Origin of the sequence: uncultured Sphaerochaeta sp. (genome assembly GCF_963676625.2) — a bacterium.
Classification (GTDB): Bacteria; Spirochaetota; Spirochaetia; order Sphaerochaetales; family Sphaerochaetaceae; genus Sphaerochaeta.
Window position 1 is genome coordinate 43,945 of record NZ_CAXXYB010000001.1, and the last position, 12,692, is coordinate 56,636.

A 12,692-nucleotide genomic window follows, 5' to 3' on the forward strand; every position below is an offset into this window, starting at 1 on the left:
ATCTCCTTGCTCATTTCTGAAAAATAATTGTATTCCTTGTCCCATAAACAATCTATTTTAATGCCCTTATCTTTCTCAAATACTTTTTCGACAATCCATTCATAACGGTTTTCCATTTATCATGACATTGGTAAACGAAATATCTTGTTGGATATCATAGGTTAGGCATCCAGGCAAACCTCCTGTTTGTTGTTCCAAGGAATCCGAGCGTGTCAGGCCCAAGGATCCATCGGTTAAACACGTGATACTGATATTTTCCAAAAGAATGCCTTTCATGGTAAGGAGAGTATTAGGTTCTCCAAGAATTCCGGGGGACACAAGACCTTTTACAATTATATTTCGTACTATCATATCTGTCAGAAAGGAAGGCTGTCTTCCAAGAGCAAGTATTTCATCCTGACGGCTATTCCAAGTTCTTACATCAAACAACCATCCACCATTTGATATTGTTATCCCATCAAAAAGAATCTTGGAAAATTCTTGCCTCGTATCAGTTCTGAATTTGCAACGAACAAGAGAGTTTTCCCCCACGACCTGACAGTTTTTAACGGTAATATTTCTCACCAGGGCAGCCTCACTTCCCAGTGTAACGACTCCATGTCCAAATCCAAAAATACAGTTCTCGATAACTATCTGTTCTGTTGGAGGATTTACAAGATGGGCGGTTGGTCCCTTACCGCTTTTTAGGCAAATACAATCATCATCAGTTTCGAAAAATGAATTCTTGATTGTTATCCCACTACTGGCATCAATATCAATTGCATCGCTACTAGCAGCGCGAACTCCCTTATGGGGAGCTCTTACAGCTATGGAATCAATGCATACATGCTGACAAAGGTAGAGATGAAAATGCCAAAAAGCAGCATTCTGCAACGTAATTCCAGAAACTGATACATTCTTGCAATTTTCAAAGAACAAGAGACGGGGCCGCATAACGTCACGGTTGGAAAAGGGTTCATCCTGCTTGATAGCCGCAGCCCTTTGGTTCCAGAATTGCGTCCAAAAAGGCAATCCATTTCCATCGATGATCCCTTGTCCTTCCATTGAAATATTGTTCACATTCTTGGCATTGACCAACGCAATTGGCCAGATACAGATTCTTCCTTCGAAGCGAGTTTCTTCAATGGCATAATCGGAAAGATCCTGGGATCCCAGAAGAATGGCGTCTTTTTCAAATACAAGTCTCGTATTTTCCCTGAGGAATAATGAACCGCTCAAAAAAGTCCCTTCACTGATATATACGGGACATTTTGCTTCACTAGCAGTATCTATTGCCCTTTGCAGCGATTGCGTACAAAGGGTTCTTCCATCTCCCAAGGCTCCAAAGTCTTTTACATCATATCGTTTTTGCATAACTACCCTATTTATTATCATCCAAATACAAATCTATTTTTGATGAAATGAAATTACTTGTAAAACATCATTTTTACACATAACGCATCTTTTTTATCAATGGACTTGTCCAGCGATACCAATTCCCAGTATATTTCTCTGATAAGCTATAAAAACACACTTCGTTCTTGAGACCTTCTCGATATTTTTGCATTCATATGCAATTTCAAAAACAAGTAAAATGCTCTATTTTATGCATATATAAAGATACAACAACCAATAATCAGGTTTTAGGGATTATTTTTTTTCATTATGGTATTGTATTCTTAAAACTCTATTTATCGCCAAATACCACAATCCCTCCATCTTTCTTGACTCACAAGCTCCTGCGGTATATAGTCTAAGACAACGAAAATGAAGTAAGGAGTCAATAAATATGGCTTACAAAATCACTGATGCTTGCGTGGCTTGTGGAACTTGCCAGTCAGAATGCCCCTCCGGTGCTATTTCCGAGGGAGACATCTATGTAATCGATCCAGCTACCTGTGTTGATTGTGGTACTTGTGCCGATGTCTGTCCGACCGGTGCCATCATTCAGGAGTAAGAAAAACCGCATAGGTTGAGAGACAGCGTATCAGGCTGTCTCTTTTTTTTTGAAATTAGAGGTTTAATGAATACAGATTTACCTACACTAGGGGCTGCGACTATGTTCGTTGGCTTGGCAATCGGCTTTTTTCTCTGCTTTTATGGCACTTACGCCAGGAAATGGCTTTTGCCCCTGAGAAGTGTTCTCTCCGGTGCCTTTATCAGTCTGGGGCTTGCACTTCTCGTAATCAATAGACAAGCACTTCTTGTCTCTTTGGCACAAAGCGATCCTTTCGGAGCTTTGGAGCGTTTATTTTGGGCAAATGGTACGTACATCTTCCCCATAATCTATCTTTTGAGCTTTTCTCTGGGAGGGCTTCTGCTGTTTTATTTTTCACGAAAGCAAAACAGCAACATAGGGCAACTTGTCAAAATACTTACAGGACTAAGCATGGCTTTGGTTATTTTCCTGTTATTACGTTCCTTGGTCAGCCTTCCCTTAAGTATTCTGTTTGCAACTATTTGCCTTATCTTCATACTCTATGCCTGTCTTAAGGGATTTGATTATTACTTTGCCGTCGAAACTTCCCTTGCAGGAGGTTTGCTGGTCAGTTATCTGATTACTCGCTTCTGGTACCTTTCAACCTGGATGTTCATTTTTTGGTCCCTTATCCTTACTGCACTGGGCATTCTTACACAAATCCATTCCATACAGAAAGGAAAGGAACGTATAAAAAACCATGAATAATGAGAATTTGCTCTTTCAGGGAGAACTGACCGTATCAGATTTGACCAACCTTATCAAGGCAACCTTGGAAGAAGGATTTTATGGGTTGCAAGTCACAGGTGAGATTTCCAATTTCCGGCCCTCTTCAACCGGTCATTGGTTCTTTACGCTCAAGGACAACCAATGTGCCATTTCCGCTGTAATGTTCAAGGGAAGTACCTGGAAAGTTGGTTTTGCTCCCAAGGAAGGTGATCGGGTTACGGTAAAAGGTTCCTTGGATGTCTATGGATCAAGAGGCACGTACCAGATCAAATGCGAGACGATGGAACGCTCCGGCAACGGGGATATATTAGCATTGCTGGAAGACAGGAAACAGTATTATGCTTCTTTGGGTTACTTTGACGAAAATACTAAATTACCCTTGCCAAAAAACCCAAAACGAGTCGGGGTTGTTACCAGCCCGACAGGGGCTGCCTTGCAGGATATCCTGCAAATACTCGAGAGAAGGGCTCCTTCCCTGGATGTACTGGTTTTGCCGGCAACGGTCCAGGGTGAAACTGCGGGAAGAACCATTGCCATGAGAATTGAACAGGCCAATGCACTCTTGCTCTGCGATGTCCTTATCGTAGGCCGTGGGGGTGGTTCCCTTGAGGATCTCCTTCCGTTTTCCGACCCCTGCGTAATCGAGGCAATCCATGCTTCCGACATTCCTGTAGTCAGTGCTGTTGGACATGAAATAGACTGGGCACTCTCGGATTTCGTAGCCGACATGCGTTCCCCTACTCCTTCAGCTGCCGCGGAACTGGTGAGCCAAGGGTATCTGGACAATGCAAATACCATAGGATTGCTTACCAAGAATATCAAAACTTCGATGGAACATCGCTTACAATTGGCTGCCCAGAAGCTGGCAACAGTAAGACCACAGAACCTTACCAGAGGACTTTCCTTGCAATTGGAGAGGCGGGAATATTTGCTTGCCAATGCAACAGATACCCTTCAAACAGCCGAAAAGTTCCTTCTGCATACAAAGGACCAACGATTTCAACTGGCAACAGGAAGGTTGCAAGCCCTTTCCCCTCTTGCTATACTGGCGCGAGGTTATTCAGTCGTGACTGATTTCGACGGAAACATCATCCGTGGCAAGAAAGAAACCAAGGTGGGGGATTCTGTAAAAATAACATTTGTAGATGGGTACCGAAAAGTACTCGTACAGGAGTAGAAAATGAGTTTTGAATCAGATGTATCCAGGATCGAAGAAATTGCAAGAAAACTCAATGCTTCCGATACAAGCCTTGAGGAAAGCCTGACCTTATTCGAAGAGGGAATGGACTTATCCAGAAAACTGGAAAAGAGCCTCTCCGAAGCCAAGAGAAAAGTTGAAATCGTACTGGGCGAAAACCCTGATAATGCAGAAATAACCGAATTTTAATAGAGGCGATAAGATGGCATCAGCACAGAAAAAAATTATTTTTCTCATCCAATGCGAGGACAAAAAAGGGATCCTGGCATCTACGGCAACCTGGTTTTATACCCATTCCTATAATATTCTGCATTGTCAACAACACACCGACAATAACGTCGGCCAGTATTTCATGCGTATTGAGCTGGATATGAAAGACTTGAAAACCACTCGCAAAGAGATGGAAGATGAATTTTCCTTATTTGCCAAAGAAAACCAACTTCAATGGAAATGTTGCTACAGCGACTACAAATCCCGAGTCGCCATCATGGTCAGCAAGACCAGCCATTGTTTGTATGACTTGATTGCACGCAAGGATGAAGGTGATTTGAATTGCGAGATTTCCTTGATAATCTCCAATCATCCTGATCTTGAATTGATCGCCAATCAGTTCAGGATTCCTTTTTATTACTTGCCGGTAACCGCCGAGACAAAAGAGAGCCAAGAGGAAAAAGTCCTCTCATTGCTCAATCGTTTTGATATTGACTTGGTTGTCCTTGCCAGGTATATGCAAATACTCTCTCCTGCCTTCACCAATGCCTGGCAGGGCAAAATCATTAATATACATCATGGCTTTCTTCCTGCTTTCCAAGGTGCCAATCCATATTTGAAAGCATATGAACGAGGTGTAAAAATGATTGGGGCGACAGCCCATTACGCCAGCGAGGACTTGGACCAAGGTCCCATCATAGAACAGGACGTAGTGAGGGTAAATCATGAATTGACTCCCAATGGTCTCAGGGATGTTGGCAAGGATGTAGAACGAAGGGTATTGGCTCGTGCCGTTCAGGCTCATCTTGAAAACCGGATCATCATCTGGAAAAACAGGACAATTGTCTTTGATGTAGAACGCTGAGGCGTTTTCATTTCAAGACATAAGGGTAACTATCCTTGGATATATAGTAGCAAGAGTCGTACGGGCTCTTGTTTTTTTATCTCGCAAAAACCTTGGTTTTCAACATATATATGCATATACGACAGAGAAGGCCCGTAATAGGCCTTCTCTGTCAGAGCATTATTCAAAATATTCCTATTCAGCGATTACTTCGTCCTGTAGTGCATCATAGCCTTCTTCCCCAGTTCTGACCTTGATTACATTCTCTACATCGAAGACGAAAATCTTTCCATCACCGATATGACCTGTATACAGAGCTTTCTTTACCGCTTCTATTACGGTACGTACAGGCACTTTACTTACTACGGTCTCTACCTGCATCTTGGGAAGCAGGGTCATATCGACAGGAACACCACGATAGTATTCACTGCGACCTTTCTGCATCCCACAGCCCATAACATGAGTTACGGTAATACCGGTTACACCAATATCATTGAGGGCTCTCTTCAAATCGGTAAACTTGCTCTGGCGACTGACAATGACGACCTTGGTCATCTTGACTTCACCCTTCTTGCCAGTTCCCGTGGAGACAGCCTTTACAGGAATTGCATCCTCTAACGATACAGGACCAGTGGCCGTTGCAGGAACAACTGAAGCACTTGCATCCTCAGTGACAAAGCCATTTACGACAGGCATGAAATCAGCATAAGAGGAAACCAATCCATGCTCCTCGATATCCAATCCAGCAATTTCTTCTGCTGCACTGACTCGAAGTCCCACAGTCTTGTTGATTACATAGAAAACAACAGTCATGGTAACTCCTACCCATGCCATGACAGCAACTACGCCAAGGGCCTGTACGCCAAGCATCGAGAATCCACCACCGTAGAAGAGACCGCCGTCAAGGGCAAACAACCCCGTAAGCAGAGTTCCTAAAGCTCCACAGATACCATGCACGGAAATAGCACCGACAGGGTCATCAATCTTCAATACTCTCTCAAAGAACTCAACAGAGAAGACTACGACGACACCGGCAATGATACCAATGAGGGCGGCACCGGCAGGAGAAACTGCATCACAGCCAGCGGTAATGGCAACCAAGCCAGCCAAGGAACCATTGAGAGTCATTGATACATCAGGCTTCTTGTATCTGAACCAAGTCAAGACCATGGTTGCAATCGAAGCACAAGCGGCAGCGAGGTTTGTCGTTACGAAAATCTTGGAAGCTGAAACAAGCGTGTCATCTCCGGTCATGGAGACAGTTGAGCCGCCGTTGAACCCGAACCAACAGAACCAAAGAATGAATACACCCAAGGCACCGAGAGTCAGGCTGTGACCGGGAATGGCATGAGGTTTGCCGTCAGCTCCGAATTTGCCGATACGTGGTCCCAAGAATTTCGCGCCAACCAAGGCAGCGACTCCACCAACCATATGAACAGCCGTGGAACCTGCGAAATCATGGAATCCAAGGGTAGCCAACCAACCGCCGCCCCATATCCAGTGACCGCTGATAGGATAAATCAATCCGCTGATGATCACACTGTAGATACAATAGGATATGAACTTTGTCCGTTCAGCCATTGCACCACTTACGATCGTAGCGGCAGTTGCACAGAATACCGTCTGGAAAATCAGAAAGGCATACGTGGGATATGAGGCACCATAATCGCCCCTGACCAAAAAGTCAGGTACACCGATGAAGGGTAAGGAAATCCCTCCCTTGGTTTGGCCGAACATCAAGCCAAAACCAATGATCCAGAAAGCCGGGGTTCCCAGGCTAAAGTCCATCAGGTTCTTCATAATGATGTTACCGGCGTTTTTCGCTCGGGTGAACCCTGTTTCAACCATCGCGAAGCCGGCTTGCATGAAGAATACCAGCACGGCACCTAGCAGTACCCAAATCGTGTCTACTGATGAATACATATTTCTCCCTCCCAGGTGAAAAAATGCGAAAAGGCGCACGAATTGGTTTCCCAACACGTACGCCTTCGTACGCCAAGCTGATTAAGCTTGGAAAAATAGCAAAGGCGATGTGAACAATAGTCCACATCGCCTTTGACGTATGCTCAGTTTATATCTGCAAACCGATGTTTTTGTCAATCACAAGAAAAGCATTTTGTAATGGAATTAGAAATATAAATAAAATATATCCTTAATATAAAACATCTTAAAAATATAAAAAACGTAAATAAATATTTTCAGTTAGCAATCAAACCTTTACAAAATTGAGAGCCTGCAACTCAGGATGAAGGAAAACGCCATCTTTTCGTACGAGTTGGTCGTCAAACCAGATCTCACCACCGCCATAATCCTTGCGTTGGATCTGAACCAAATCCCAATGAACTGACGATTTATTTCCATTGTCACAATCATCGTAGGCATTTCCCGGGGTAAAGTGTATGGACCCAGAAATCTTTTCATCAAAAAGAGTGTTATCCATGGGGTAAAGCACTTGAGGGTTGCACCCCAAGGCAAACTCCCCAATATATCTCGCTCCATCATCGATGTCGAGAATCTGGTTTATCAAGGAGTCATCATCGCTATGGGCTTCGACTATTTTTCCATCCTTGAACTCAAAGGAAATATTGCTGAAACAATGACCATGATACGTACTGTTGCAATTGTATCGTATGGTACCATTGACCGAATCCTTGATAGGACAGGAGTAAATTTCTCCATCAGGAATATTCATTTGTCCGGCACAGGGAATGAATCCCATTCCCTTCACAGAGAAAGAAAGATCGGTACCTGGTGCAAGAATACGGACTTTATCAACGGTATCCAAATATTTCTTGGCACGATTCATTGCCGTTGCCATCTTTTGATAATCGACTTCAGTGCAAACCCGATAAAAATAATCCTCAAATTCCAAGGTCCCTTGCCCGGCCTGCATGGCCATGGTTTCCGTAGGGTATCGAAGAACAACCCACCTGGTAAAAGGAAGCCTTGTCTTCATATGGACCGGAGTATTGTAAAATGAACTTACCAGATTTGCCTTTTCCCCGACTGTCGCCAACTCTCGGACGTTCGCGATTCCCCTTATGCCAATGAAAGCATCCATCTTCTTCATACGATAGGTATCGACATCGGCCCATACATCCAGGGACTCTTGCGTTGCGCCTTCGGTCATTGCGCGTTCAAGCCGTTGGTTCCAAATATTTACTACAGGGTATCCCCCTGCAGCATAAATCTCCCTTATCAGGGCTTCTGTCATCGAGACAGGCACATCGACAGCATTGATAAGGCAGGATTCGCCCTTCTGCAAATTAACGGAATAGGTTACCAGCAACCTGGCTAGTTTTTGTTCTCTTTGGTCAGCCATACAATTTCCTCTATATTTATTTATTTTATTGAATTCTAATTTCTATCTGTTCTTGGGTCGTAGGGTGCAAGAACCGTACGGCAACAGCCCTGAGCCCCAAGTTTGCTGCTTCCTTGCCTTGGTAAACCAAATCACCGTCTAGAGGCCAGCCACTCCAGGCAAGATGAACCCGTACCTGATGCCGAAACCCCGAGGAAAGCCTGCAAGTAAATTGGTTGGCGCCGTTTTCAGTTTTTCCACTAAAACAAACCTTGGTCAGGTACCAAGCCCCTGAGGTCTTATCCCTAAGTTGTTTTGAACTATCAAGGGTAACAGGTCTGACTTCCTTGCGATTTTCCCCATAGCGTCGAAAAAGGCTTCCTATGGTTACTTCTTTTCCTCCACAAGCATACGGGTCGCTATAGGGAAACTGGGGAAACCCAGGAAGAGGAGTATCTCGATGTGCTGAGGAAAGGGCTATATATTCCTTCCAGAACAAATCTGATTTCTGGACATGTTTCAACTCTTGATAGGCTTGCTGGGTGCGTGCGATGACAACAAGCCCACTGGTGGCTGTGTCAAGACGATGCAGGACCCCTCCCTCCCAAGTATTCTGACCATATGCTTCCAAGACCTCAGGATATTGTCTGCTAACCAATGAAAGCAAGGTCAGTTTTCCTGGATCATCATCTTTTAGGGGTACAGTAGGTAAAAGTGCTTGCTTATCGACTACAAGAAAAGCAGGATCCTCATGCACAACTGAAAGGGTAAAGTCTTTTTCCATATATTATCAATATAGCAAAAAAGCGCGAAAGGTTCATTAAAAATCGAAAAAGGATTCCTTGCTTTCATACTTTACTCTTTTGGGAAAATACAAAACCGAAGGCAAGTTTTCTTCCCAAGGGATGTTTACTATTGTATACTTACTTCATGCAAGAAATACCTATCAACACATATACATCGCCCAACGTAATTTTGGAACTTATCTATCGCCTGAAAGTAAAGGACGTCATGACGAAGGACCTTGAGACTGCCACAAAGGACACACCTCTCAGGAAAATTCAGCATATCATGCGTGAAAAACAGGTTACAGGACTTCCCATAGTGCAAGGAAAGCGATTGATAGGTATCGTCAGCATGGACGATATCATACAGGCACTGGATAAAGGGTATATCGAGGAAAAAGCCCAGGATCATATGACCAGAAACCTTATTGTCCTGGAAGATGATATGCCTGTATCATTTGCAATCAGTTATTTTGACCGGTTTTCCTACCATCGCTTCCCCGTACTGAACAAGCACAAGGAATTGGTGGGCATGATAACCAGCAGGGATATCACCAGTACCTTGCTCGTGGAAATCAACAGGGAGATCGAGGAACTGGAAAAGAGAACCAGCACGTCTTCGCTCAGCGATGAAATGAATGGGGAAATCCATACTTATTCAATATTGAAAAATGATTTTGAGAATGCAGGATATGCTAGTACGGAAATCAAGAAAAGACTGAAGAAAGGGGGAATTGCGCCCCATGTCATTCGCAGGGCAGCTATCGCGTCCTATGAGTTGGAGATGAATTTGGTAGTTCATAGCGACGGCGGGGAGTTGATTGCCGAATACACCCCGCAATCAGTACAGATTACAGCAAGGGACAGTGGCCCGGGCATTCCTGATATCACCAACGCAATGACTCCCGGCTGGTCTACGGCTTCCGAATGGATCAGATCCCTGGGATTTGGAGCCGGAATGGGGCTTCCCAATGTAAAATCGGTTTCCGATGAGTTTTCCATCGATAGTGACATGAACGGAACCACCGTCATATCCACCATATTACTGCATCCAAAGGAGAACAATAATGCAAGTGAATGACTTGTCAACACTTCAGGGCTATAAGACCCTGACCTTGAACAATGTAAATGTCGAGATTACCGATGCCTATACAGGCGATCTGCTCAGCGATGTCATGGGCAACGCCCCCTCCGATAGTGTATTGATTACCATCCAGGCCCATAAGAATACCGTGGCGGTCGCTTCATTGGCAGGAATACATGCAATAGTCATATGCAATGGAAGAACAGCCCCCGATGATATGCTCATCGCCGCGAAAGAAGAAGATATTTCTGTTTTCGCTACTACTGATTCCCAGTTTGCAGCCAGTTGCAAAGTCGCGGTACTGCTTGGAAAGGTCAATGACCGTAAAAATTGACCTCCATAATCATTCTTGCCTTTCTCCTTGTGGCAGTGATGACCTTACTCCTGCCCTCTTGGCCGTTGAGGCAATGGAACAAGGAATCCAAATCCTTGCCTTGACCGACCACAACAGCGCACGCAATCTTCCAGCCTTTGCCGAGGCTTGTGAATTATGCGAGATATTCCCGTTGTTTGGTATTGAAGTGAATACCATAGAGGATGTCCATGTCCTGGTGCTTTTCGCTAAACTTGAGGATGCAATGGAATTCGGATCCTTCATCGAATTTCTGTTGCCCCCCATCAATAATGATCCCCATCTCTTCGGAAACCAGCACATTGTCAACCTGGAGGGAGAAGTGACGGGAAAGGTAGAAAAATTACTCATCTCTACCAGCGGGATCAGCTTCAATGATGTAATAGAGGAAGGCTTGAGCAGGGATGCCCTGGTTATACCAGCCCACATAGACAGGAGTGCCAACAGTGCTCTCTCAAATCTGGGTTTTCTTCCTGATCTTCCCTATAGTGCCCTGGAGGCCATCAGATTGCCTGTCGCGTCCGATACTCACGGAAAAACTATCTTGACCGGTTCAGATGCACATTACTTGCAACACGTAGGACGCCGTGCCTGTTATCTGGAAATGGAAGAACTATCGTATTCAGGTCTCAAACAGGCACTTGAATCGGGAAAAGTTACCTATCGCAGGTAATGTTCCGTCGAGTACTGATACCTACTTTTGCAAACAAGCCTACCTCCGAAAAAAGATTTCGACTTTGATTTGGCAACCTCCTCATCTGCAACAAAGAAGGAGGATTTCTTCATGACAAAAAAACTGCCCACAGGATCGAAAAGAATGAGCCAGGTATGCAGAAGTAGCGACCCCGGTATATTAATCTCGCATAAAAGAGTATACTAAAAATATAAGTTATAAAGAAATGCAATTGGGTCTCAATTAGCATTATGTTAAGAAATATAGAATTCTGATTAACCGTATTCAGAAAAAGCACGTCTAAAGTCTATTAAAAAAAGAATACTTTAGGAAAAAAAGGAGTTCATCATGGCATATGAAATTGTAAATAGTTTTCCAAATGATATTATTTATCAAGAAGAAGGCCCATTTATTTCACTTTATCAACCTACCCATAGGCATTTTCCGGAAAACAGACAAGATCCAATAATGTTCAAGAATTTAATTCGAGTGATTGAGAATTCCTTGCGCCAGAAATACGAAAAGGATTTCGTAATTTCAATCATGAAACCGTTCTATGAACTCGAGAAAGATGAATATTTCTGGAATAATACTTCAGAGGGGATTGCTGTCCTTGCAAGTAAGGACAAGTGCATAATATATAATCTCCAAGGCATTGTGAAAAAATTTACCACGGTAGCCAATAGTTTTCATATCAAGCCGTTGATCAAGGCTTTTCAATCTATGGAAAGTTACCAATTGCTGGGATTGAGCCGTACTAATTTCACTCTCTATCAAGGTAACAGAAATGGATTTTCAGAAATTGTACTGCCTTTGGATACTCCAAGGACCCTAGAGGAAGTTTTGGGGAAACAACTGACAGATCCATATTTAGCATCTGGATCTGGGGGTACAGGAGGCCATACCGTGTACCATGGTCACGGAGGTGCAAAACCAGAGATTGATAACGATACCGAGAAATATTTTAGGTATGTGGATCACTTTGTGATGGAAAATTATTCCAAACCATCGAAATTGCCACTGATTCTGGTTTCGCTGATGGAATATCATACAGAATTTAAAAATATAAGCAGCAATCCTTATTTAATTGAAGAAGGCATACATAATTCTTACGATTCCTTGAAAATAGATGAGCTTAAAACGAAAGCATTGGAAATAATCAAACCTATCAATTTGAAAAAGATACAAATCTTAGCCGAATCCTATAAAAAAGCAGAGGCCGAATCATTGGGTTCTTCAGATTTAGTGCAGGTTGCCAAAGCCGCTTTCGACAGTCGAGTCGAAACAATTCTGCTTGAGGAAAACAGGATAGTACCTGGAAAAATCGATTACGATACGGGGACATTGATACCTGGGGCAAGAAATGATCTCGATTGTGACGACATTCTGGATGATCTAGCTGAGCTGACATTTATGAGAAAAGGCAATGTATTGGTTCTGCCTAAGGATAAGATGCCCAGCACAACAGGTGTTGCAGCAATTTACAGGTATTAGCAATGCTGCATAACTGCTAAGAAGTAATAAAAAAACCGTTTATCATGACAGATTAACATATTACT

13 protein-coding genes are annotated in these 12,692 nt (G+C 43.5%); 9 read left to right on the plus strand and 4 right to left on the minus strand.

The window, feature by feature from the left end:
• Positions 1-99 precede the first annotated feature (99 nt).
• Positions 100-1,353, minus strand: coding sequence for a glycosyl hydrolase family 28 protein (locus ACHZBG_RS00220; RefSeq protein ID WP_320127423.1), 1,254 nt, complete (start codon positions 1,351-1,353; stop codon positions 100-102).
• Positions 1,354-1,768: 415 nt separating this feature from the next.
• On the opposite strand from ACHZBG_RS00220, the gene ACHZBG_RS00225 reads away from it, so the two are divergent.
• The 5 genes from ACHZBG_RS00225 to purU all read left to right on the plus strand — a co-directional run bounded on the left by ACHZBG_RS00225 (position 1,769) and on the right by purU (position 4,959).
• Entirely contained in the window at positions 1,769-1,936 is a 168-nt protein-coding gene (locus tag ACHZBG_RS00225) for a 4Fe-4S binding protein (RefSeq protein WP_320127424.1), read from the plus strand.
• A gap of 66 nt (positions 1,937-2,002) precedes the next feature.
• Positions 2,003-2,665: a hypothetical protein gene (locus tag ACHZBG_RS00230; RefSeq protein ID WP_320127425.1), complete on the plus strand. Its 663-nt coding sequence runs from the start codon at positions 2,003-2,005 to the stop codon at positions 2,663-2,665.
• The gene (gene xseA / locus ACHZBG_RS00235) at positions 2,658-3,863 is read left to right on the plus strand and encodes an exodeoxyribonuclease VII large subunit (RefSeq protein ID WP_320127426.1); all 1,206 of its coding nucleotides are present in this window, start codon (positions 2,658-2,660) and stop codon (positions 3,861-3,863) included. Before ACHZBG_RS00230 ends, xseA begins: the two co-directional genes overlap by 8 nt.
• A 3-nt stretch (positions 3,864-3,866) precedes the next feature.
• On the plus strand, positions 3,867-4,073 hold the full coding sequence (gene xseB, locus ACHZBG_RS00240; RefSeq protein WP_320127427.1) for an exodeoxyribonuclease VII small subunit: 207 nt from the start codon (positions 3,867-3,869) through the stop codon (positions 4,071-4,073).
• A 13-nt stretch (positions 4,074-4,086) separates the two neighbouring features.
• A complete protein-coding gene (gene purU, locus ACHZBG_RS00245) occupies positions 4,087-4,959 on the plus strand; it encodes a formyltetrahydrofolate deformylase (RefSeq protein ID WP_320127428.1) in 873 nt (290 codons plus the stop codon).
• Positions 4,960-5,133: 174 nt separating this feature from the next.
• Here the strand turns inward: purU and ACHZBG_RS00250 are convergent, their stop codons facing one another.
• The 3 genes from ACHZBG_RS00250 to ACHZBG_RS00260 all read right to left on the minus strand — a co-directional run bounded on the left by ACHZBG_RS00250 (position 5,134) and on the right by ACHZBG_RS00260 (position 9,023).
• Positions 5,134-6,861: an ammonium transporter gene (locus ACHZBG_RS00250; protein ID WP_320127429.1), complete on the minus strand. Its 1,728-nt coding sequence runs from the start codon at positions 6,859-6,861 to the stop codon at positions 5,134-5,136.
• A gap of 286 nt (positions 6,862-7,147) precedes the next feature.
• Positions 7,148-8,260, minus strand: a complete 1,113-nt coding sequence (locus ACHZBG_RS00255; protein ID WP_320127430.1) for an aminopeptidase — start codon at positions 8,258-8,260, stop codon at positions 7,148-7,150.
• 25 nt (positions 8,261-8,285) lie between these two features.
• Complete coding sequence (locus ACHZBG_RS00260) at positions 8,286-9,023, minus strand: pseudouridine synthase (RefSeq protein ID WP_320127431.1); 738 nt, start codon at positions 9,021-9,023, stop codon at positions 8,286-8,288.
• A gap of 146 nt (positions 9,024-9,169) precedes the next feature.
• Between ACHZBG_RS00260 and ACHZBG_RS00265 the strand changes: the two genes are divergently transcribed.
• From ACHZBG_RS00265 to ACHZBG_RS00280, 4 genes are all read left to right on the plus strand, one after another.
• A complete protein-coding gene (locus ACHZBG_RS00265; RefSeq protein ID WP_320127432.1) occupies positions 9,170-10,105 on the plus strand; it encodes a CBS domain-containing protein in 936 nt (311 codons plus the stop codon).
• Positions 10,092-10,442, plus strand: coding sequence for an iron-sulfur binding hydrogenase (locus tag ACHZBG_RS00270; RefSeq protein ID WP_320127433.1), 351 nt, complete (start codon positions 10,092-10,094; stop codon positions 10,440-10,442). Before ACHZBG_RS00265 ends, ACHZBG_RS00270 begins: the two co-directional genes overlap by 14 nt.
• The gene (locus tag ACHZBG_RS00275) at positions 10,426-11,133 is read left to right on the plus strand and encodes a PHP domain-containing protein (RefSeq protein WP_320127434.1); all 708 of its coding nucleotides are present in this window, start codon (positions 10,426-10,428) and stop codon (positions 11,131-11,133) included. Before ACHZBG_RS00270 ends, ACHZBG_RS00275 begins: the two co-directional genes overlap by 17 nt.
• Positions 11,134-11,481: 348 nt before the next feature.
• Positions 11,482-12,627: a hypothetical protein gene (locus ACHZBG_RS00280; RefSeq protein WP_320127435.1), complete on the plus strand. Its 1,146-nt coding sequence runs from the start codon at positions 11,482-11,484 to the stop codon at positions 12,625-12,627.
• The last annotated feature ends 65 nt before the right edge of the window (positions 12,628-12,692 follow it).